We start from the raw sequence: 18451 nt of genomic DNA on the forward strand, positions 1-18451 counted from the left end.
GTGAGGTATTGCCTCACCCCACACGTGTTAACCTGGGGAAGGAATCTGCAGCCCGCGCTGAACGGCGGGACGCGCAAGAAACCGATCAAGATAAGGTTGGAGATTTGCGTACTCATCCCAGCCAACAATGTCTCGGGCATCATAAAAATCCAACCCGCGCAGCCAGGGGACGATTGCAATGTCGGCGATCGAGTAATCCCCGGCGATCCATTCCTGGCCATCAAGTTGATTGTTCACGACATTCAACAGCCGCTTTGCCTCGTTGAGATAGCGCTCACGGGGGCGCGGATCTTCGATCTCTTTCCCGGCGAATTTGTGGAAAAAGCCAAGTTGCCCAAGCATGGGACCAATTCCACCCATCTGGAACATGAGCCATTGGGTAATGCGATGTCCGTCGCTTTGTGTCTGGCCCATGAATTTCCCTGACTTCTCGGCCAGATACAACAGGATCGCACCGCTTTCAAACAGGCCCAGGGGATGTCCATCAGGACCGTTCGGGTCAATGATTGCAGGGATTTTGTTGTTTGGGTTCAGCGACAGGAACTCGGAGCTTTTGACATCCGCATCCGCAAGCGTGACCAGATGTGCCTCGTAGGGCAGGCCGGTTTCCTCAAGCATGATCGAGGCTTTGACGCCATTAGGCGTCGGATAAGAATAGAGCTGAATGACCGAAGGGTCTTTGGCGGGCCATTTGTCTGTAATGGAATAAGACGCAAAATGTGTCATGGGGTCTCCTGAATAAGCCGATTGGGGAAAAATAGTTACGATTTCCCATAAAAACATACATTTTATAGTGCAATTAGCGCACAGTTGCCGTGCGTTTAGGCGCATAAAAATGACAACAGGGAAAGAGGGAAGTTATGTTCCAGGAGTTCAAGACATTCATTGCCAAAGGCAATGTCATGGATATGGCGGTGGGTATCATCATTGGAGCCGCATTTACCGCAATTGTTACGTCGCTTGTTGGTGATCTGATCAATCCATTGATTGGCCTGTTTACGGGTGGGGTTGATTTCACCAACAACTACTCCGTTCTGGCCGGTGATGTCGCCGAAGGGGCGAGCCTGGAAGCGGCGCGGGAAACCGGTGCTTCTGTTTTTGCATATGGTGCGTTCATAATGGCGATCATCAACTTTCTGATCATCGCCTGGGTGGTTTTCATGCTGGTCAAAATGGTGAACCGGGTCAAAGAGGCGGCAGAAGAGGAAGCACCGGCGGAAGAAGAAGCGCCAGCCGGGCCAAGCGAGCTGGACATCCTGATGGAAATCCGCGACGCACTGAAAAAGTGACTCCTGCAGTTACGGCAGAAGAGGAGCCCACCAGATAGGTGGGATTCAATTAACGATCTGAAAGCAGAAGGAAACCCGAATTGGAGCAGACGATGGAAATGGCAAATCAAGCCATGGATATGGCAAACGGCTATGTGCCAATCTTGATGAGTGCGGGCAAGGCTCTGATTGTTCTGATATTGGGCTGGATTGCGGCAGGAATGATCGCTGGGGTTGTTCGCCGCCGTATCAACAAAACGCCCCATATTGATCCGACGCTGGGCAATTTTGCCGCCAGCATGATCAAATGGGCCATTCTGGCCATGGTAATTGTGGCTGTTCTGGGCATCTTCGGGATCGAAGCAACCAGTATCGTTGCCATTTTGGGCGCTGCTTCGCTGGCCATTGGCCTGGCGCTGCAGGGTACACTTAGTGATCTGGCAGCAGGCGTGATGTTGGTTGTCTTCCGGCCGTATAAGCTTGGCCAATATGTCGACATCGGCGGAACAGCCGGAACTGTCAAAGATCTGAATCTGTTCACGACCGAACTCGTGACCCCCGACAATGTGCAGATCATTGTACCCAATGGCCAGGCTTGGGGGTCAGTTATCACCAACTACTCGGCACACGAGACGCGTCGTGTAGATTTGGTGTTTGGTATCGACTATGGCGATAGCGCGGATGAGGCGATGAAAATCATTCTGGACCTCGCAATGGCTGACGGGCGCATCCACGGCGATCCCGAGCCCTGGGTGCGGGTCACAAATCTGGGGGACAGCTCGGTCGATCTGACGGTGCGCTTGTGGTGTGCCGCTGTCGATTATTGGGATGTCAAATTTGAAATGACCAAAGCAGTCAAAGAAGCGTTTGATGCAAAAGGCGTTTCGATACCATACCCGCATTCGGTCGAGATCCAGAAACAGGGATGATGCTCCCGCCCGTCGCTCGGGCATTGAAATACCCTCCTCCGGTTGGGCCCGGCGCCGCGCTAATCGCGCGGCGTCGTTGTTTTTGGTGCCCCGTTCAACGCTGTGAACAGGTCACGCCGCTTCGAAGAGGCGGCGCTATGCCCAACGCTTCAGGGGTTGGAGGCTTCCGTCAGGATTTGATGACGACGTTGGGGGATACCACGTCAATCCCAAGCGCTTTGCCAACCGCATAATAGGTGAGTTGGCCGGCGTGAACGTTCAAGCCAGCCAGCAGGTGCGGATCATCCTGACAGGCCTGTTTCCATCCTTTATCCGCCAGTGCTAGCATGAACGGCATTGTGGCGTTGCCCAGTGCTATTGTTGATGTTCTTGCAACCGCGCCGGGCATGTTGGCCACGCAGTAATGCATGACGCCGTCAACTTCATAGATCGGGTCCGCATGGGTTGTGGCCTTTGAGGTTTCAAAACAGCCGCCCTGGTCGATGGCAACATCCACAAGAACCGCGCCGGGTTTCATGGTGGACAGCTGCGCGCGCGTCACCAGTTTCGGCGCTGCAGCACCCGGAATCAGCACAGCGCCAATCACCATGTCGGCTGTCTGGATCAACTCCGCGGTCGCACCTGCAGTTGAATACTGGTTCTTGAACTGACCGCCGAACACGTCGTCCAGATAACGCAGCCGGGGCAGAGACCGGTCCAGTACCGTCACATCCGCGCCCATACCTGCAGCGATCTTGGCGGCATGGGTACCGACGACGCCCCCACCGATAACCACAACTTTTGCTGGACCAACGCCGGGGACGCCACCCATCAGCACTCCGCGGCCGCCATTCGCCTTTTGCAGCGTCCAGGATCCGACCTGTGGTGCCAGACGGCCCGCAACCTCGGACATGGGTGCAAGCAGGGGCAGACCTCCATTTGCATCGGTCACTGTCTCATAGGCGATAGCCGTACAGCCCGATTCCAGCAGGTCATGGGTCTGATCCGGATCCGGGGCCAGATGCAGGTAGGTGAACAAAAGCTGCCCTTCACGCAGCATCTTGCGTTCGCCCGCCTGGGGTTCTTTGACTTTGACAATCATCTCTGCGGTGGCAAAAACTTCTTCTGCACTGTCCACGATGCGGGCACCTGCGGCGACGTAATCATCGTTGTCAAACCCGGCGCCAATGCCAGCTCCGTTTTCGATTATCACGTCATGGCCACGAGACACCGCCTCTTGTGCGGCGTTGGGCGTCATGCCGACACGGAATTCCTGCGGCTTGATTTCTTTGGGGCAACCGATTTTCATTAGGTCTCTCCGTTCCTAAACTGCCTAAATAATGGGCGGTTTCGGGTGCAATTTCTGTGAAACTCTGCCCGCATTCCGGCTTTTCTTCGGGAAAATCTTCGCTACAATGGGTAAAACCCGCAAAGGAATTGCGTGGATGAGCCTTGATACGACAGATAGAAAGATTTTGGCTGCCTTGCAGCGGAATGGTCGTATGTCGAATGCTGAATTGTCCGAGCAGGTGAATTTGTCGCCTTCGGCCTGCCATAGGCGGGTACAGAGGCTTGAGGCCGATGGCTATATCCGCAACTACGTTGCCTTGTTGGACGCGCGCAAGATGAATGTGCCAACAACGGTGTTTGTCGAGATCACCTTGCAGGGCCAGGCCGAGGAAGTACTGGAGGCCTTCGAAAAAGCTGTTGCGCGGATCCCGGATGTTTTGGAATGCCACCTGATGGCAGGAACTGCGGATTACATCCTGAAGGTCGTTGCCGAAAACACCGAGGATTTCGCCCGCATCCATCGCCAATATCTGTCTCGACTTCCAGGCGTGGCGCAGATGCAAAGTTCATTCGCGCTTCGGACTGTGTTCAAGACGACGGCGTTGCCGGTTTAACCTAGGCTGGGCCGGGATAGGTGAAAATCACCAGATGCGCCGCGTTAAAGGCGAAATGCATCAGAACCGGAACCCAAAGCCGTCCTGTCGCGTAATATCCCAGGCCACATGCCGCGCCAAGAAGGGCTGCAAAGACAACCAATGCAGGTCCACCTGCAAAATGTGCAAGCCCGAAAAGCAGGCTGGTCGCAGCAATCCCCGCAGCAGCCCCCAGGCGTTCGGAAAGTGCTGATTGCAGATAGCCACGGAAAAAGGCCTCTTCCGTGAGGCAGGTCAGAAACAGGTTGGAAAGTGCAAAGATCATCCACCAATGGGGAAGGGTGAACTCTGGCCGGATGGCACCGACTGAGAGGCCCAGTAGAAACAGGGCCGGCAATGCGACCAGCCCGACCGCCAGCGGCGATTTGCGTATATACGCTACTCCATCATTCATGCGTGGCCAGGCCAGAAGGACGGCGAACAGGATCAGAGGCTTGTCCAGGTTCAGGTACATCGTGAAATCGGTGCTGCCCGGACCGGCATGAACCCGGTCCAGTACCAGTAGGTTATGAAAGCCCGGAACCAGATGTGCGCCCATGGCCAGGCACCACAGGATCAAGGCGATATGTCCAACAAAGGAAAACGCACCGTTCAAACCGCGTAGCATCAACGCTCCGGTAAGACCTGCTGACGCAATAGCTGCGGCAAAGGGCGTGACCAGACCCAAGGTCAGAGCAATCAGGCCAAAACAGGTCAGCAGAACGAACCCCAAAGACCATTTCCCTGAAACAGCGCATATCTGCGCGGCGATCAGGATAAACCAGGGCCAAACAACCGGCAGAACAGATATGAAATGCGCCACGGCCCCTCTCTGAAATGACCTGTGCTTTGATGCCCTCAGAACACTCGGGCTGGCAAGTCATGTTAACAGGCTTCATACAAGCTGAAGTAGGGGTGGCTCTGGCGATTGAATGATCCAGCCGAGCGGAAATGCCAAGTTTCCGAATTCCTGGGGCAGTGATCTTGCTGACCCCGGCAGATAAGCTTAGAAAAAGGCTTTCATCTACCTCTGTGATGACATCAGGCGGTTACACGCGCCTGATAGGGTCCTGACCCGTTAATTGATAAGGAGCAGACCTTGACCGACGAATTTAACCATGCACCAAAAGACTGGCTCGAAGCCGAGTTGGAAGACGCGCTGGACGAAGATTTTGAGATCGAATTCAGCGAGCCCATGCTGTCGGTGGAAGTGCGGAAGATCTACAAGGATCAGCATCCCGACATGCTGGATCGCAAGGTCTATTTCCGTAACTTGCTGCGACTTCAGGCTGAACTGATCAAGGTGCAGGACTGGGTGCAACATACCGGTGCCAAGGTCTGTATCCTGTTTGAAGGCCGGGACAGTGCTGGCAAGGGTGGGGTGATTAAGCGGATTACGCAGCGCCTGAATCCGCGTGTTGCCCGGGTGGTTGCTCTGCCGGCGCCCAGTCGTCGTGAGCAGAGCCAGTGGTATTTCCAGCGTTACGTCCCGCATCTGCCCGCCGCCGGTGAGATCGTTCTATTCGATCGGTCCTGGTATAACCGTGCCGGGGTCGAAAGGGTGATGGGGTTTGCCAGCAAAGATCAGGTTGATCAGTTCTTTCAGGACGTTCCCGAATTCGAACGGATGTTGGTTCGATCCGGGATCATCTTGCTGAAATACTGGTTCTCGATCACGGATGAGGAACAGCAGCTGCGATTCCTTATGCGGATTCACGATCCTATGAAACAGTGGAAACTGTCCCCAATGGATCTGGAATCCCGTATCCGCTGGGAGGCCTATACCAAAGCCAAAGAGGACATGCTGTTCCGTACCAACATCCGAGAGGCGCCCTGGTACATCGTCGAAGGCAACGACAAAAAGCGTGAGCGCCTGAACTGTATTGAGCATCTTCTGACCAAGATCCCCTATACGGATGTACCGCAGGAAAAAGTTGATCTCCCGGATCGCAAATATAATCCGGAATACGAACGGCGTGTTTTGCCGGACGAGCTGTACGTGCCCAAGATTTACTGATCACGAAAAACGCCCCCGGATTCCGGGGGCGTGGCTTTAGTTTTCGCTTGTCCGGCCTTCAGAACACAAAGTCGTCTCTGGCCAGGTCCGATAACAAGGTATCTTCTAGTGTCAGGGTGTGGCCGTTACCGGCATCGATGATGACGTCATTTCCGGATTGCGAAATGTGGTTCTTCATCAGATCGTTATACCCAACGATAGACTTGGCCTGCCGGAGGTTGACGATATCCTCGTCGGTGAAATCCGTCACAGTATCCGCGCCCTTGGTGAAGTAGAATTGATCCACTCCGGTGCCACCGGTCATGACATCTGCTCCATTGCCACCAAGCAATTTATCGTTGCCAGCGCCACCGATAAGAATGTCGTTGTCCTGCCCGCCTTTAAGCACATCGTTTCCGGCGCCGCCGTCCAGCTGGTCAATGCCATAGCCGCCTTTCAGAAGGTCTTTGCCATCACCCCCATTCAGGTCGTCATTATCAGCTCCGCCAACCAGAGTGTCATTTCCGCCTTCGCCGTTCAGGGTGTCGTCGCCGGAGCGGCCAAGCAGCTTATCTCGGCCGCCGCCACCAACCAGGGTATCATCACCGCCGCGCCCATCCAAAAGGCCAGACTGTCCGGATTTCAAAACGAACCAGTCATCCGCAGCAGTGCCGATCTTGCCAGCCCTGACGTCCAACTGCCCCGAGGGCGGTGGAGGTGTGGAACCACCGGAACCACCCGAACTGCTGGTATCAAGCTGCAAAGGCGCAGAGGTCCGTGCAAAGTTCTGGGTCACCATGATGGCGTTCCAGCCGTCATAGTTTCCGACCTCAATCCCAATTCCGATAACGGTCACGTTGGCGTCCAGAATATTCGCGCGATGGCCGGAACTGTTCATCAGGCTGTTGTGCAGATCCTGAACGTCATCCGACAGCCCCGGCGCACCGCGGACACTCTGCCATGCGATGTTTTCAGTCGCACGCCAGCTTCCGGAGAATTCGAAGCCCGCATCTTCCATTCTGTCCGATGGTCGCGAACCTCCGGCGCCGGTATGGCTGAACTTATCGACGTTCAGCATCCACTCGCTGTGATCCTCCGCCGCTGCGTTCAGCCGAAGCTCAAGCTTGACCGGTTGTAAGCCCGCCTTTGCCCGCTCTGCATTGATCAATGCGAGCATCTGCCGCTCTAGATCGCTGGCCGTTGACATGATTCTGCCTCCAATAGATTGCGTTATTTTGGCGGGACATTAGTGGCGAGAACTTGGCGACGAGAAGACACAATCGTGCCGCTCGCGGTTGGTGGGCAGATCGCCACCGGAAGTTGAATCTGAGTTCGCGATTTATCGCGCATTGACGCGGGGTTGCGTCAGCCAGTCGCGAAAAAGCGCGCAACGTCACCCTGAAAACGACAAACCCCCGGGCGATGCCTCGGGGGTCGTCAAATAGTGTCATCCAAAACTGGACGAGGAAGGTGCTTAGAGCAAACCTTCGCGCTGTGCTTTCTTACGTGCCAGTTTACGGGCACGGCGGATCGCTTCAGCTTTCTCGCGCGCTTTTTTCTCGGACGGTTTCTCGAAATGTTGCTTAAGCTTCATTTCGCGGAACACGCCTTCGCGCTGCAGCTTTTTCTTCAGGGCACGAAGCGCCTGATCAACGTTATTGTCGCGAACACTAACCTGCATGTGGTTGTCACCACCTTTCTAGATAGAGTTGCAAGGAAATTGCAGGAATTGGCCGTATAGCAAAGCGCCTCTATCTTGTCTAGTACTGGTCCTGATAACCGGAGAACCGCCATGACCACCACCTATGAAGACGCCAAGCAGCAGCTTTTGGATGCGATGCTGACACATGTTCCCTTCGATGGCTGGTCGGAAACCAGCTTTCGCGCGGCGATTGAAGAATGTGGAATGGATGACGTTCTGGTGCGGGCGATTTGTCCGCGTGGTGCCGTTGACCTGGCGTTGGCATTTCATGCGCGCGGGGACGCGGTGATGGCAGATCGCCTTAAAACTGAGGATTTGGGCGATATCAAATTCCGTGACCGGATCGCTGCTGCCGTCCGGTTCCGGCTGCAGGCCGTGCCGGATAAGGAACTCGTGCGCTGGGGTATGACCATGTTTTCGCTGCCAAGCCACGCGGCTGATGGCGCAAGGGCAGTATGGCAAACCTGTGATCTGATCTGGGACACGTTGGGAGATACTTCGGACGACGTGAACTGGTACACCAAGCGGGCGACATTGTCGGGGGTCTATTCCTCGACCCTGTTGTTCTGGTTGGGGGATGATTCGCCCGGGAATCAGAAAACGTGGGAGTTTCTGGACCGTCGTATCGACAATGTCATGCAGTTCGAAAAGCTTAAGGGGCAGGTGAGGGACAATCCTCTGTTCAGACCGTTTCTTGCTGTTCCGAATTGGTTGGCCGGGCAGGTTAAAGCTCCGGCTAAAACCCACGGCACGCTTCCCGGATTCCTGACACCGCGCAAGTAGTCCTCTTGCTACTGGGCCTTGACGTTTCAGCCTGCTAGGCATTGGCCAAAGGAGATCTACCCATGACTCAGATGATGCGCGCCGTTGAAATCGCCGAACCCGGCGGTCCGGATGTTCTGCAACTGACAGAACGCCCGATGCCCCAAGCTTTGGCCGGTCAAGTGATCCTCAAAGTCGCCTATGCGGGGGTGAACCGCCCGGACGCTCTGCAGCGCGCCGGTGCCTATAATCCACCTCCGGGTGCCAGTGATCTGCCGGGTCTTGAGGCCGCGGGTGAGGTCGTGGCCATCGGGGCGGGGGTCGAAGACCTATCCGTTGGCGATCAGGTCTGTGCCTTGCTGCCGGGCGGCGGCTATGCCGAATATGTGGCCACACCTGCGGCGCATTGTTTGCCGGTGCCAGCGGGGATGGGCCTAAAAGAAGCCGCCTGCCTGCCCGAGACCTTCTTTACCGTCTGGTCCAACGTCTTTATGCGCGGCAGCCTGAAGGCCGGTGAGCGGTTTCTGGTGCATGGTGGTTCCAGTGGTATCGGCACAACGGCGATTCAGCTGGCGAACGCCTTTGGAGCGCGGGTTTTTGCTACTGCAGGCTCGGCTGAAAAATGTGAGGCCTGTGAAAAGCTGGGTGCCGAACAGGCGATCAACTACCGTGACGCGGATTTCGTAGCCGCGATGCGGGCCGAGGGCGGGGCGAACCTGATACTGGACATGGTGGGCGGCGACTATATCCCACGCAACGTCAAGGCGCTGGCCGAGGATGGTCGGCTGGTGCAGATAGCCTTCCTTCAGGGGCCCGTGGTCGAGCTGAATTTTGCGCTTATGATGGTCAAACGGCTGACCTTGACTGGCAGTACCCTGCGCCCGCAAAGCGATCTGGCCAAGGCAAAAATTGCTTCGGATCTGCACGAAGCGGTCTGGCCTTTGCTCGAGGCGGGAAAAGTTGCCCCTGTCATGGATAGTGAGTTTGATCTGGCTGATGCGGCGGCGGCCCATGCCCGGATGGAAAGCTCTGGCCATATTGGCAAGATTGTTCTGAAAGTTGCGGGATAAAGCTATGTTTCAGGCCACAGCACACCGATAGAGATGCCAGGTGGCGTGGCCCAGTACCGGCATCACGACGATCAGGCCCAGCAACATCGGGATCGCTCCGATGACCAGCAGCGCGGCAACGATGAATCCCCAGCTCAGGATGACGCCCGGATTGCGACGCAACACCCGTACGGATGTCACCACGGCGACCGGAACGCCCACTTTGCGGTCCAGCAGCAGCGGAAAGCTGACGACGCTGATTGCCAGGGCGACGAGGGCAAACAGAAACCCAACAGCATGCCCGAACAAGATCATGGTCCATCCAGCGGCGGTGGTGAACACTTGGGTTAGAAAGGCACCCAGCGACGCGGGCAGGTCAGGGCCGAGTGTCTGAACATAGATGCTCTGCGCGACCATCAGCCAGACCAGAAACAGCATGACCATGTAAAACGCCAAAGCCAGAATTGCACCCAGGGAAGGGGACCGGAACACGCCAAACGCATCCAGCCATCCAGCCTCGCCACCTTGTTCTCGTTTGCGGCTGATTTCGTACAGGCCAAGGGCGGCTAACGGACCCACAAGCGCAAAACCACCAACCAGCGGTGCCAGCAGTGGAACCATGTTTGTGTTCAGCCCAATTCCGAACATCAGAAAACCTGCGATCGGATAGATGAGCACCACGAATATCGCATCGGCCCTTGTATCCAGAAAATCGCTGTATCCTGCCCTCAGGCAGGCCCAAAGATCATCCATCGTCAGCGTACGAACCACTGGCAGGTGCCGTGTATCCGCGCTGCCGATATGGCTGATGTTTTCAGCTAGGTGATCCCCGGTTGCACCTATGTTCCGTGCCGCCCAGGTGATCGGATTGCCAATCGTTTTGTCCATTGCCGTCCCCTCCTGCATTGCGATGTTGCGCAGCGGGGTCAATCCGGCGACTTGTTGCTTTTGGCCGGACCAGCCAGCAACGCCTTGGGCATAGTATAGCACAAATTTTCGCGTTTGGGTTGCGCCTCGCGTAATCGTGTCGATTGCCCTGCGTCACAGGCATGTTAGCTTGGCCTGAGGCTAGAGGAGGACAACATGCAGAAAACGGCACGAACCGTCGTCATCCATGAACACGGCGGCCCCGAGGTTCTGAAGATCGAAGATCGCCCACTTGGTGAACCCGGCCCCGGTGAGGTTCGTATTCGTCATCATGCCTGCGGGCTGAATTTCATTGATGTATATCAGCGCACTGGGCTGTATCCGCTGGATCTGCCGCAGGCTTTGGGCATGGAGGCCGCTGGCGTGATCGAAGCCGTCGGGGAAGGTGTAACGCATCTGGAATCCGGGCAGCGCGCGGCCTATGCTGCCTCTCCGCCCGGAGCCTATTGCGAGGCACGGGTCATGCCCGCCGCACAGGTGTGCCCGCTTCCGGATGGAATTTCTTTTGATGCGGCGGCCGCGATGATGCTCAAGGGGATGACAGTCGAATATCTGTTTCATCGCACCACACCGCTAAAACGCGGGGATACCGTGTTGTTTCATGCAGCTGCCGGGGGTGTTGGCTTGATTGCCTGCCAATGGGCCAAATCCGAGGGGATCACGTTGATCGGTACTGCCGGAACCGATGAAAAATGCAGTCTGGCGCAGTTCAACGGTGCCTCGCATTGCATCAATTACCGGACCGAGAACTTTGCCGAGCGTGTCGCGCAGATCACCAAAGGCAAAGGCGTAGACGCGGTGATGGATTCCATCGGGTCGGACACGTTTGACGGATCGCTCGACAGCCTGAAACCGCTTGGCATGATGATCTCGTTCGGCAATGCCTCGGGCCCGGTGCCTCTGATTGATATCGGTATTCTGGCCAAGAAAGGATCGCTCAAGATAACGCGGCCAACGCTCTTCACACATATTTCGGACCACGCGGTCTGTCAGGCCATGGCGCGGCGCCTGTTCAACAAGGTCGAAGGCGGCGAGGTCAAAATCCACATTGATCAGAGGTTCCCGCTGGATCAGGTGGCCGAGGCCCATCGCGCACTTGAGGCGCGCCAAACCACAGGCAGCACAGTTCTTGAACTGTAAATGAAAGGAACCCGGCGTTTGTGCCGGGTTCCGTCACTGTTTTCTTAGAACCGGTAGGTGGCGCGGGCCTGGATTGTGGTCGCGTCCACATCAATTCCGGTCGAATCGAAATCGTTGAATTCGTGATACAGGATTTCGCCTCCAACGCTGACATTGGGGGCGACAATCTGTTCATACCCAGCGCCGATGAACCAACCATCGTCACTGCCAAGATTGTCCGTACTCGCCTCGGCATAGCCCCCGATACCATATAGCAGCCCCACCGGAGTCACTTTGTATCCGGCGCGTGCTTTCAGGCGCCAAACGTCTTCGACCTCGACGCCGGGGGTCAGTTCAATGCTGGTCCAGTCATAGTCAAAGCCGCCACCGACAACCCAATCCCCCAGATCATAATCATATCCCAACACGATACCACCAATCGCGCCATCACCGTCGACGCCCGAAACATTGGTGTCGATATCGGCATAGCCGACCTGAAGGCCGCCGTAAAAGCCCGTCCAGTTGCCCGAGGATTGCGCCGAGGCGCCTCCGGCCGCAATAGAGGCGATAAAGGCCGCAATAAAAAATCTACCTGTCATTCTGTTAACCTTTCTTTCGAATTGGTCTTCAGCAAACCTGTGCTGCTCATTTGTACGTCGTATTGTCAGGGCCCGGTCTGACGACCGGATCGCTGTCTTTTGGCTGTTTCCGTACCTGATTTCTGTGCCGCAGCTTCGGGGCACTGGCCCACGTTTTTTTGGGCTCGTTCCTGCTTGAACAACTAGGGTGAAAAATGGCGGTTTCAAATGACAATCGGCGGCAGGGTGAACTGCCGCCGATCCGGTGTTTTTCTTAGGCGGATTATTGCGCCTGCAACTCGGCCGGGCTCTTGTCGGCGATATCTTTCCAGTTGGTGTCGGCGCTCTTGTTAAAGCCGGGGATGTCGCCTTCCCAGCGTTCCTGAATATCTGCGGACAGATTCAGGTACAGCTTGTTGTCGACGATTCTCCAGTAGTTCGGGTCGCCGTCAAACTTGAAGCCCATCGCGGTGCCGAATGCGCAATAGCCACCATAGGCGGGCAGGTAGGCTTCGGGGTTTTCTTCAAACGCGACTTTGTTTTCTTCCGAGGCAAAGCGGTACAAGGCTTCGTTGTGCAGCGCAGTGATGCGGTAATCGCCCTTGGTGGCTTCGCCAGCGGTGAAGTAAGCGACCGGGTCATAGCCCTGTAGCGCCAGACCGGTCGAACTTGCGTTCAGTTCGACGCCTGCAGCCAGGGTTGAGCTAGCGATGGCAACAGACAGCGCGACGCCGCCGATAAGGGATTTGATCTTGTTCATTGTTTTCACCTTTCGTGAATCGAGCTGCCGGGGGATTCCGTAATTGAGTCTGGGCAACTCTGATTGTTTTGTTCCGTGCGGTCGGTAATTGGCCGCCACGACCCCGAAGTGGGCAGCGTATTGATCACGTTCAAAACAACTAAAGGTGATTGTGTGCTGGCAAACGGATCCTGTGCATTTCCGCTCAGGATCCTTGGGTGCGCGTATCAGTAAGGATTAGGGTTCTACCCGGAACCGGCGGGGTTCCAGCCAGCCGATGACCGGCTTGCGACTTGCGGCATATCCTGCAACCGAACGTTCCAGCCGATCCGCGAGAACGGGCAACCGGCTGACAGGAACCTTCGGGAACAGATGGTGTTCGCGGTGGTAGAACATCAGATAGGCCAGCCGCGCCAGCACCCCGCGCTGACTGCGCGCGGCAACGCCACTGTCATGCGTGCCCTGATGGGTTATCCAGACCGCAAACAGGGCGGCAAGGCATTGGGCTGTGCTCATCGCAGCCACGTGCAGCAGCAGGGTTTGCGATCCGCTCAGCACAGCAGCGGCGATCACGGCAAGCACCAGCCCCCAGTCGATCAGGATGCGACGACGGGCCTTGGTGTTGGCGACCCGCTAGGCCGCACGGTTGATGTCGAAGGGAAACCGGGGTCCGTATACCAAGACCTGCGCCAGGGTCATGTGCCCTCAATTCCCCTCGCAATCGCCCGGACCCATGGCGTGTTTGTGATGCAGCAGGTGGCATTGGCAGAAAGCGTGATTAGAACCCAACATAAGCGCGCTGAGCACATGCATCACCAAGGAATCCTGCCGCCGCGACAGCCCGAGATTGCCATGGATCGCTTCGTGGTTCAGGCGCAGGGCGCACAGAAAGAACAGAAAGCTGGCCATAGCACCAAGTGGCCAGAGGGCAGTACTGTAGAGCGTCAGAGACAGCAGCAACCAAGGCAGCGGTAGCATCAGTTCCTTGATCTTGTCCCAGCGGTTCAGGGGAACCAGGTCGGCCCATTGGATGCCTTTCGGGGCGCGTTCGGGCGGGCGTTTGGGCTGGATCATGTCATGCTCCTTCTTACATCATATTCTGAGATTTCTGTATTGAGAGAAATTTAAGGGTAAAATTTTTAGGGCGACTTGTCCCCTTGTCCCTTGGGCAGCAGCCGGGCGATGCGTCCGCCAAGTTTGACGATTGCCAGTTGAACGCGGCGAGGTAGACGGTTCACATCGACATACCAGTCGTCGAACATCTGCATGGTCTCTAGCGTCTCATCAATCCGCTGGCGCACTTTGGGCGAGGTGCCGTCAATCTGAGCCTCTTGGGCAACGATACGCAGCGCGGCCAGAGTGGGCGCATATTCACGTTCGCGGCGGCCTTCGACCACAGCTTTGGTCAGGTCAAACATGTCCCGGATCGAATGAAAGTGATCGCGCCGGTCACCCAGGTTTCGGCTGGCTTTGATCAGCTTCCAGCCTTGCAGTTCCTTCAGCCCGGTCGAGACGTTCGAGCGGGCCAGCCCGAGCGTTTCACAGATCTCATCTGCAGTCATCGGTTCGGGCGAGATGTGCAATAGCGCGTGGATTTGCGCGACCGAGCGGTTCACACCCCACTTGGTACCCATTTCCCCCCAATGGAGGATAAAGTCGCGCATGGATTCAGTAAGGTGCATAATTGTATCCAGTAATTTCTGTAATGACAGAAATTACAGATAGAATTGATTCGATCAAGAACCAATTAACTCGGGCGGATATCAGGTCTTGGACCCGATCCTGGGTTCGGTGCCAGCTTTGATGCGCGAGATATTGGCGGCATGGCGCCAGTACACAAGCAATGTCAGGACGATTCCCAGAATAAACGTCGACCCGTCACTCAAAACCATGACCCAGGTTGTAGACAGGGACGCTGCTGCAAGGGCCCCAAGCGACGAAATCCGCCAGATGGCAGCGGCCACCAGCCAAGTTATGCAGCAGGCAATGCCCACGCCCCAGTCAAGCGCTAGCCAGAGGCCCAGAAAGGTCGCGACACCCTTGCCACCTTTGAAGCCCAACCAGACTGGAAAACAGTGGCCCAGAAACGCGGCCAATGCGGCGACCTGTACGGCGTCTTCCCCGGCCATGGCACGGGCGAGCAAGACGGCAGCGGCCCCTTTCCCGGCGTCAAAGATCAGAGTCAGCGCGGCGGCGGCCTTGTTACCGGTGCGAAGTACATTGGTCGCCCCAATATTGCCCGATCCGATATCGCGCAGATTTCCCAGTCCCATCACCTTGGCGATGATCATGCCAAAGGGGATCGACCCCATCAGGTATCCAATCGCGGCCCAGAGGATCAGCTGGGTCATCGTACTGTCGATCAGGGGCATCAGGGTCTCCGGTATACTTCTTGGCCTGCCACAAAGGTTGCGGTGACCTTACCTTGCATCCTCTGGCCGTCAAATGGCGTATTCTGCGATTTGGATCTAAGCGTGAACCGGTCCAGCACAAAGGGCACATCCGGGTCGAACAGAACCAGGTCGGCCGGCGCGCCCTCAGACAGGCGACCGCTGTCCAGACCCAGTCGTTTAGCTGGGTTCAGAGCCATCGCGCGGAACAGAGTCGGCAAGTCCAGTTGATCAGAATGGTACAGGCGCAAAGCCGCAGGCAGCAAAGTCTCCAGCGCCACCGCGCCCGAGGCCGCCTCTTCAAACGGGAGGCGTTTGCTTTCTTCGTCCTGTGGCGTGTGCATGGAACTGATCGTGTCGATCAGACCTGCCCGCACCGCTTCGATGACAGCCTGCCGGTCATCTTCCGACCGCAGCGGAGGTTTGACCTTGAAGAAGGTGCGATAGTCGGCCACGTCCAGCTCATTCAGCGTCAGATGGTGGATCGAGGTGCCAGCAGTGATGTCCAGCCCGTTCCGCTTGGCCCGTTCCAGCGCGGGCAGGGCGCGGGCGGTGGTAATCTGATCGGCGTGATAGGTCGCACCGGTCATTTCCAGCAACGCAATGTCGCGGTCCAGCCCCATACGCTCGGCCATTGGGGAAACGGCGGGCAATCCGCGCAAGGCGGCGAATTTGCCGCTGGTGGCGGCGGCGCCAGCGCTCAGCCCCGGTTCCTGAGGGTGGGCGATCACCAGCGCACCGCAGGATTTCGCATAGGTCAGCGCGCGGGTGAACACTTTGGTATCTGCAATGACATGATCACAGTCGGTAAAGGCGACGGCACCGGCATCCAGCAGAAATCCGATCTCGGTCATCTCGCGCCCTTCGCGCCCTTTGGTCAGGGCCGCCATGGGCAGCACGTTGACCGGGGCATCCGCCTGTGCGCGCCGGGTCGCAAATTCCAGCGTTTCCGGCGTGTCCACGGCGGGTAAGGTATCGGGGCGCGTCACGATCGTGGTCACACCCCCTGCCGCCGCCGCCAGGCCTGCGGATTTATAGCTTTCCTTGTGCCGCTCGCCCGGCTCGCAAACCTTGACGCCGAGATCGACTATGCCCGGTGCCAGGCAATGCCCGCCGCAGTCGATGACCTGCGCGTCAATCGACGGGGCCGCACCTTCGCCGTTGGCCACGATACGGCCATCAGCCACATGCACCCATCCCAGTGCGTCTGCGCCAGTTTCGGGGTCGATCAGGCGGGCGTTGGTGAAGATCAGATTGCTCATGCCATGGCCCTTTCAATAGCGGTTTTGGTAGCGGCGGGATCTGCCTGATACTTGATCAGGTGCTTGTCCCCGCCTTTTGTGACGATTTGAACAAAGCTACCCATGGTTTTGACAGCCTCGATCTGGTTCAGCGCCACTTTGCGCGGGCCAGGACCGGTCAGAGTAGTGTCGGTCATTTCCCATGCGGCCGTCAGCTCTTCTGAGGCCAGATACCACGCACGAATGCCGATTGCAGCAAGGCCCGCTGGCGCGCCGGTCCAGACATAGGGATTACCGATCAGCCAAAGGATGACCATGGCCCCTGCCATAGCCGCGGCTGCCATCCACGTGTTGGTGCGGATATAGGCCCCTTTGTCGGGCGGGAAAGTCACAGGATCAGCCATAGGGCACCTCCGATAACCAGAAGGATCAGCAGCGCCAGAACCGCAGAGCCCATGCGACGCGGTTTGTCATTTTGCGGTGCGGATTGCGACGCCGAATACGGTTTCGCGCTTTCCGTCTCAATCCGGCCACCTGCCCAGCTTGTTGCTTCTTCAGTATAGAGCCCGATCAGGCGCAGCCTGCGGTCGGGGCGCAAAGCGGCTGCACGACCGCGAAATGCGGCGCTGCGGACTACCAGAACCCAGCCGTCAATCGCATCCAGCGCTGTGCGGTCCAGCTGATCTGCGGACACGTCGCAGCCCTCGGTCAGATAGCCATAGAGGCCGAGGTCTTCGAGGTCCGAGACCGGAAAGACGTCGACCTGCTCGGGATCCAGCCCCGCTACCCCTAGAATCTGATCGGCGGCTCCGGGTTCGCGCAGAAACTTGGCCTCTTCCGGGCGCATGTCGAGTGCGAACAGGCGGATAACGCCGTGTTCATGGGATGCGACGGCCAGATCGCTCATGCGGCCTCGCGCAGATTGCGGGCCAGCAGTTCCATCGTAGCCATGCGGACGGCGACACCCATCTCAACCTGCTCCTGAATGACCGAGCGGTTGATATCATCGGCTAGCGTTCCGTCAATCTCGACCCCGCGGTTCATTGGGCCGGGATGCATTACAATGGCATCGGGTTTGGCCTGCGCCAGTTTGGCGGCATCCAGCCCGTAGCGATGATAGTATTCACGTTCCGAGGGGATGAACCCGCCATCCATCCGCTCTCTCTGAAGGCGCAGCATCATCACGACATCGACGTCTTGAAGGCCTTCGTTCATATCGTCATAGATCTCGGCTCCAAACTCGGCAAATTGGCTGGGGACCAGCGTTGGCGGGCCGATCAGGCGAATGCGGTTTTCCATCTTGCCGAGCAGGATCAAGTTCGACCGCGCCACGCGGGAATGGGCAACGTCGCCGCAGATCGCGATGTTCAACCGGTGCAGGCGACCCTTGGCGCGGCGAATGGTCAACGCATCCAGCAGCGCCTGTGTCGGGTGCTCATGCCGCCCGTCGCCTGCGTTCAGTACGGCGCAATTCACCTTCTGCGCCAACAGATCGACCGCGCCGGAATGCGGGTGCCGCACCACCAGAAGGTCGGGATGCATTGCGTTCAGCGTCATCGCCGTGTCGATCAACGTCTCGCCTTTTTTGATCGAGCTGGCCTGCATTGCCATATTCATCACATCCGCACCCAGCCGCTTGCCTGCCAGTTCGAAACTGGCCTGAGTACGGGTCGAGTTCTCAAAGAACATGTTGATTTGCGTCAGCCCGGCCAGCACATCCGAGTGCTTGTTCGGTTGCCGGTTCATCTCGACATAGGTCTCGGCCAGATCAAGAATGGCAGTAATATCGGATTGGGACAGGTGCTCGATGCCAAGAAGGTGACGATGGGCGAAACGCATGGGCGGACTCC

General features: G+C 57.2%; 22 protein-coding genes and 1 pseudogene. 7 read left to right on the forward strand and 16 right to left on the reverse strand.

All coding sequences use genetic code 11. The annotated features are described in order from the left end of the window. Positions 1 to 27: 27 nt before the first annotated feature. Entirely contained in the window at positions 28 to 726 is a 699-nt protein-coding gene (locus tag AC2FGB_RS05210) for a glutathione S-transferase family protein (protein ID WP_496693537.1), read from the reverse strand. A 134-nt stretch (positions 727 to 860) separates the two neighbouring features. On the opposite strand from AC2FGB_RS05210, the gene mscL reads away from it, so the two are divergent. Continuing rightward, complete coding sequence (mscL, locus tag AC2FGB_RS05215) at positions 861 to 1289, forward strand: large conductance mechanosensitive channel protein MscL (RefSeq protein ID WP_142635318.1); 429 nt, start codon at positions 861 to 863, stop codon at positions 1287 to 1289. Positions 1290 to 1387: 98 nt separating this feature from the next. Then, positions 1388 to 2197 carry a mechanosensitive ion channel family protein gene (locus AC2FGB_RS05220; RefSeq protein ID WP_246097177.1) on the forward strand — a complete coding sequence of 270 codons (810 nt, stop codon included), beginning with the start codon at positions 1388 to 1390 and terminating at the stop codon, positions 2195 to 2197. 169 nt (positions 2198 to 2366) lie between these two features. Here the strand turns inward: AC2FGB_RS05220 and ald are convergent, their stop codons facing one another. Beyond that, complete coding sequence (gene ald / locus AC2FGB_RS05225) at positions 2367 to 3485, reverse strand: alanine dehydrogenase (RefSeq protein ID WP_271948547.1); 1119 nt, start codon at positions 3483 to 3485, stop codon at positions 2367 to 2369. Between the two features lie 136 nt (positions 3486 to 3621). Between ald and AC2FGB_RS05230 the strand changes: the two genes are divergently transcribed. Beyond that, the gene (locus AC2FGB_RS05230) at positions 3622 to 4080 is read left to right on the forward strand and encodes an Lrp/AsnC family transcriptional regulator (RefSeq protein ID WP_142635322.1); all 459 of its coding nucleotides are present in this window, start codon (positions 3622 to 3624) and stop codon (positions 4078 to 4080) included. Between the two features lies 1 nt (position 4081). Here AC2FGB_RS05230 and AC2FGB_RS05235 read toward each other — a convergent pair whose 3' ends face one another. After that, positions 4082 to 4921: a CPBP family intramembrane glutamic endopeptidase gene (locus AC2FGB_RS05235; RefSeq protein WP_496693538.1), complete on the reverse strand. Its 840-nt coding sequence runs from the start codon at positions 4919 to 4921 to the stop codon at positions 4082 to 4084. A gap of 276 nt (positions 4922 to 5197) precedes the next feature. On the opposite strand from AC2FGB_RS05235, the gene ppk2 reads away from it, so the two are divergent. After that, entirely contained in the window at positions 5198 to 6115 is a 918-nt protein-coding gene (gene ppk2 / locus AC2FGB_RS05240; RefSeq protein ID WP_496689073.1) for a polyphosphate kinase 2, read from the forward strand. Between the two features lie 58 nt (positions 6116 to 6173). On the opposite strand, the gene AC2FGB_RS05245 is transcribed toward ppk2, so the two are convergent. Both AC2FGB_RS05245 and rpsU read right to left on the reverse strand, forming a co-directional pair. Next, a complete protein-coding gene (locus AC2FGB_RS05245; protein WP_496693539.1) occupies positions 6174 to 7301 on the reverse strand; it encodes a CAP domain-containing protein in 1128 nt (375 codons plus the stop codon). 267 nt (positions 7302 to 7568) lie between these two features. Then, entirely contained in the window at positions 7569 to 7775 is a 207-nt protein-coding gene (gene rpsU / locus AC2FGB_RS05250; RefSeq protein WP_005614280.1) for a 30S ribosomal protein S21, read from the reverse strand. Positions 7776 to 7886: 111 nt separating this feature from the next. Between rpsU and AC2FGB_RS05255 the strand changes: the two genes are divergently transcribed. Both AC2FGB_RS05255 and AC2FGB_RS05260 read left to right on the forward strand, forming a co-directional pair. After that, positions 7887 to 8579: a COQ9 family protein gene (locus AC2FGB_RS05255; protein ID WP_496693540.1), complete on the forward strand. Its 693-nt coding sequence runs from the start codon at positions 7887 to 7889 to the stop codon at positions 8577 to 8579. 62 nt (positions 8580 to 8641) lie between these two features. Beyond that, positions 8642 to 9628: an NAD(P)H-quinone oxidoreductase gene (locus tag AC2FGB_RS05260; protein WP_496693541.1), complete on the forward strand. Its 987-nt coding sequence runs from the start codon at positions 8642 to 8644 to the stop codon at positions 9626 to 9628. Positions 9629 to 9637: 9 nt separating this feature from the next. On the opposite strand, the gene AC2FGB_RS05265 is transcribed toward AC2FGB_RS05260, so the two are convergent. After that, positions 9638 to 10495 (reverse strand): DUF2189 domain-containing protein, encoded by an 858-nt coding sequence (locus tag AC2FGB_RS05265; RefSeq protein WP_496693542.1) that lies wholly within the window; start codon positions 10493 to 10495, stop codon positions 9638 to 9640. Positions 10496 to 10690: 195 nt separating this feature from the next. Between AC2FGB_RS05265 and AC2FGB_RS05270 the strand changes: the two genes are divergently transcribed. Continuing rightward, on the forward strand, positions 10691 to 11674 hold the full coding sequence (locus tag AC2FGB_RS05270; RefSeq protein WP_496693543.1) for a quinone oxidoreductase family protein: 984 nt from the start codon (positions 10691 to 10693) through the stop codon (positions 11672 to 11674). A gap of 44 nt (positions 11675 to 11718) precedes the next feature. Here AC2FGB_RS05270 and AC2FGB_RS05275 read toward each other — a convergent pair whose 3' ends face one another. From AC2FGB_RS05275 to AC2FGB_RS05320, 10 genes and pseudogenes are all read right to left on the reverse strand, one after another. Continuing rightward, the gene (locus AC2FGB_RS05275; RefSeq protein WP_271948532.1) at positions 11719 to 12252 is read right to left on the reverse strand and encodes an outer membrane protein; all 534 of its coding nucleotides are present in this window, start codon (positions 12250 to 12252) and stop codon (positions 11719 to 11721) included. Between the two features lie 262 nt (positions 12253 to 12514). Beyond that, a complete protein-coding gene (locus AC2FGB_RS05280; protein ID WP_496693544.1) occupies positions 12515 to 12991 on the reverse strand; it encodes a YHS domain-containing (seleno)protein in 477 nt (158 codons plus the stop codon). Between the two features lie 216 nt (positions 12992 to 13207). Then, positions 13208 to 13576 (reverse strand): annotated as a pseudogene (locus AC2FGB_RS05285) (fatty acid desaturase); the annotation flags it as partial. Positions 13577 to 13675: 99 nt separating this feature from the next. Then, positions 13676 to 14044: a hypothetical protein gene (locus AC2FGB_RS05290; RefSeq protein WP_496693545.1), complete on the reverse strand. Its 369-nt coding sequence runs from the start codon at positions 14042 to 14044 to the stop codon at positions 13676 to 13678. Between the two features lie 65 nt (positions 14045 to 14109). Beyond that, positions 14110 to 14652 (reverse strand): GbsR/MarR family transcriptional regulator, encoded by a 543-nt coding sequence (locus tag AC2FGB_RS05295; RefSeq protein ID WP_496693546.1) that lies wholly within the window; start codon positions 14650 to 14652, stop codon positions 14110 to 14112. An 81-nt stretch (positions 14653 to 14733) separates the two neighbouring features. Then, positions 14734 to 15342, reverse strand: a complete 609-nt coding sequence (gene plsY, locus AC2FGB_RS05300; protein ID WP_142635346.1) for a glycerol-3-phosphate 1-O-acyltransferase PlsY — start codon at positions 15340 to 15342, stop codon at positions 14734 to 14736. Beyond that, positions 15342 to 16622, reverse strand: coding sequence for a dihydroorotase (gene pyrC / locus AC2FGB_RS05305; protein ID WP_496693547.1), 1281 nt, complete (start codon positions 16620 to 16622; stop codon positions 15342 to 15344). Before pyrC ends, plsY begins: the two co-directional genes overlap by 1 nt. Further along, positions 16619 to 17005 (reverse strand): hypothetical protein, encoded by a 387-nt coding sequence (locus tag AC2FGB_RS05310; RefSeq protein ID WP_496693548.1) that lies wholly within the window; start codon positions 17003 to 17005, stop codon positions 16619 to 16621. Before AC2FGB_RS05310 ends, pyrC begins: the two co-directional genes overlap by 4 nt. After that, the gene (locus tag AC2FGB_RS05315) at positions 16990 to 17508 is read right to left on the reverse strand and encodes a hypothetical protein (protein ID WP_496693549.1); all 519 of its coding nucleotides are present in this window, start codon (positions 17506 to 17508) and stop codon (positions 16990 to 16992) included. Before AC2FGB_RS05315 ends, AC2FGB_RS05310 begins: the two co-directional genes overlap by 16 nt. Next, entirely contained in the window at positions 17505 to 18440 is a 936-nt protein-coding gene (locus AC2FGB_RS05320) for an aspartate carbamoyltransferase catalytic subunit (protein WP_496693550.1), read from the reverse strand. Before AC2FGB_RS05320 ends, AC2FGB_RS05315 begins: the two co-directional genes overlap by 4 nt. Between the last annotated feature and the right edge of the window lie 11 nt (positions 18441 to 18451).

The organism is Ruegeria sp. CDSC021 (assembly GCF_059610845.1).

What these genes read in the sequence shown, in the direction of transcription:
- AC2FGB_RS05210 (WP_496693537.1), bottom strand. Translation starts at nt 726, where the DNA reads ATGACACATTTTGCGTCTTATTCCATTACAGACAAATGGCCCGCCAAA.
- mscL (WP_142635318.1), top strand. Translation starts at nt 861, where the DNA reads ATGTTCCAGGAGTTCAAGACATTCATTGCCAAAGGCAATGTCATGGAT.
- AC2FGB_RS05220 (WP_246097177.1), top strand. Translation starts at nt 1,388, where the DNA reads ATGGCAAATCAAGCCATGGATATGGCAAACGGCTATGTGCCAATCTTG.
- ald (WP_271948547.1), bottom strand. Translation starts at nt 3,485, where the DNA reads ATGAAAATCGGTTGCCCCAAAGAAATCAAGCCGCAGGAATTCCGTGTC.
- AC2FGB_RS05230 (WP_142635322.1), top strand. Translation starts at nt 3,622, where the DNA reads ATGAGCCTTGATACGACAGATAGAAAGATTTTGGCTGCCTTGCAGCGG.
- AC2FGB_RS05245 (WP_496693539.1), bottom strand. Translation starts at nt 7,301, where the DNA reads ATGTCAACGGCCAGCGATCTAGAGCGGCAGATGCTCGCATTGATCAAT.
- rpsU (WP_005614280.1), bottom strand. Translation starts at nt 7,775, where the DNA reads ATGCAGGTTAGTGTTCGCGACAATAACGTTGATCAGGCGCTTCGTGCC.
- AC2FGB_RS05255 (WP_496693540.1), top strand. Translation starts at nt 7,887, where the DNA reads ATGACCACCACCTATGAAGACGCCAAGCAGCAGCTTTTGGATGCGATG.
- AC2FGB_RS05260 (WP_496693541.1), top strand. Translation starts at nt 8,642, where the DNA reads ATGACTCAGATGATGCGCGCCGTTGAAATCGCCGAACCCGGCGGTCCG.
- AC2FGB_RS05265 (WP_496693542.1), bottom strand. Translation starts at nt 10,495, where the DNA reads ATGGACAAAACGATTGGCAATCCGATCACCTGGGCGGCACGGAACATA.
- AC2FGB_RS05270 (WP_496693543.1), top strand. Translation starts at nt 10,691, where the DNA reads ATGCAGAAAACGGCACGAACCGTCGTCATCCATGAACACGGCGGCCCC.
- AC2FGB_RS05275 (WP_271948532.1), bottom strand. Translation starts at nt 12,252, where the DNA reads ATGACAGGTAGATTTTTTATTGCGGCCTTTATCGCCTCTATTGCGGCC.
- AC2FGB_RS05280 (WP_496693544.1), bottom strand. Translation starts at nt 12,991, where the DNA reads ATGAACAAGATCAAATCCCTTATCGGCGGCGTCGCGCTGTCTGTTGCC.
- AC2FGB_RS05290 (WP_496693545.1), bottom strand. Translation starts at nt 14,044, where the DNA reads ATGATCCAGCCCAAACGCCCGCCCGAACGCGCCCCGAAAGGCATCCAA.
- AC2FGB_RS05295 (WP_496693546.1), bottom strand. Translation starts at nt 14,652, where the DNA reads ATGCACCTTACTGAATCCATGCGCGACTTTATCCTCCATTGGGGGGAA.
- plsY (WP_142635346.1), bottom strand. Translation starts at nt 15,342, where the DNA reads ATGCCCCTGATCGACAGTACGATGACCCAGCTGATCCTCTGGGCCGCG.
- pyrC (WP_496693547.1), bottom strand. Translation starts at nt 16,622, where the DNA reads ATGAGCAATCTGATCTTCACCAACGCCCGCCTGATCGACCCCGAAACT.
- AC2FGB_RS05310 (WP_496693548.1), bottom strand. Translation starts at nt 17,005, where the DNA reads ATGGCTGATCCTGTGACTTTCCCGCCCGACAAAGGGGCCTATATCCGC.
- AC2FGB_RS05315 (WP_496693549.1), bottom strand. Translation starts at nt 17,508, where the DNA reads ATGAGCGATCTGGCCGTCGCATCCCATGAACACGGCGTTATCCGCCTG.
- AC2FGB_RS05320 (WP_496693550.1), bottom strand. Translation starts at nt 18,440, where the DNA reads ATGCGTTTCGCCCATCGTCACCTTCTTGGCATCGAGCACCTGTCCCAA.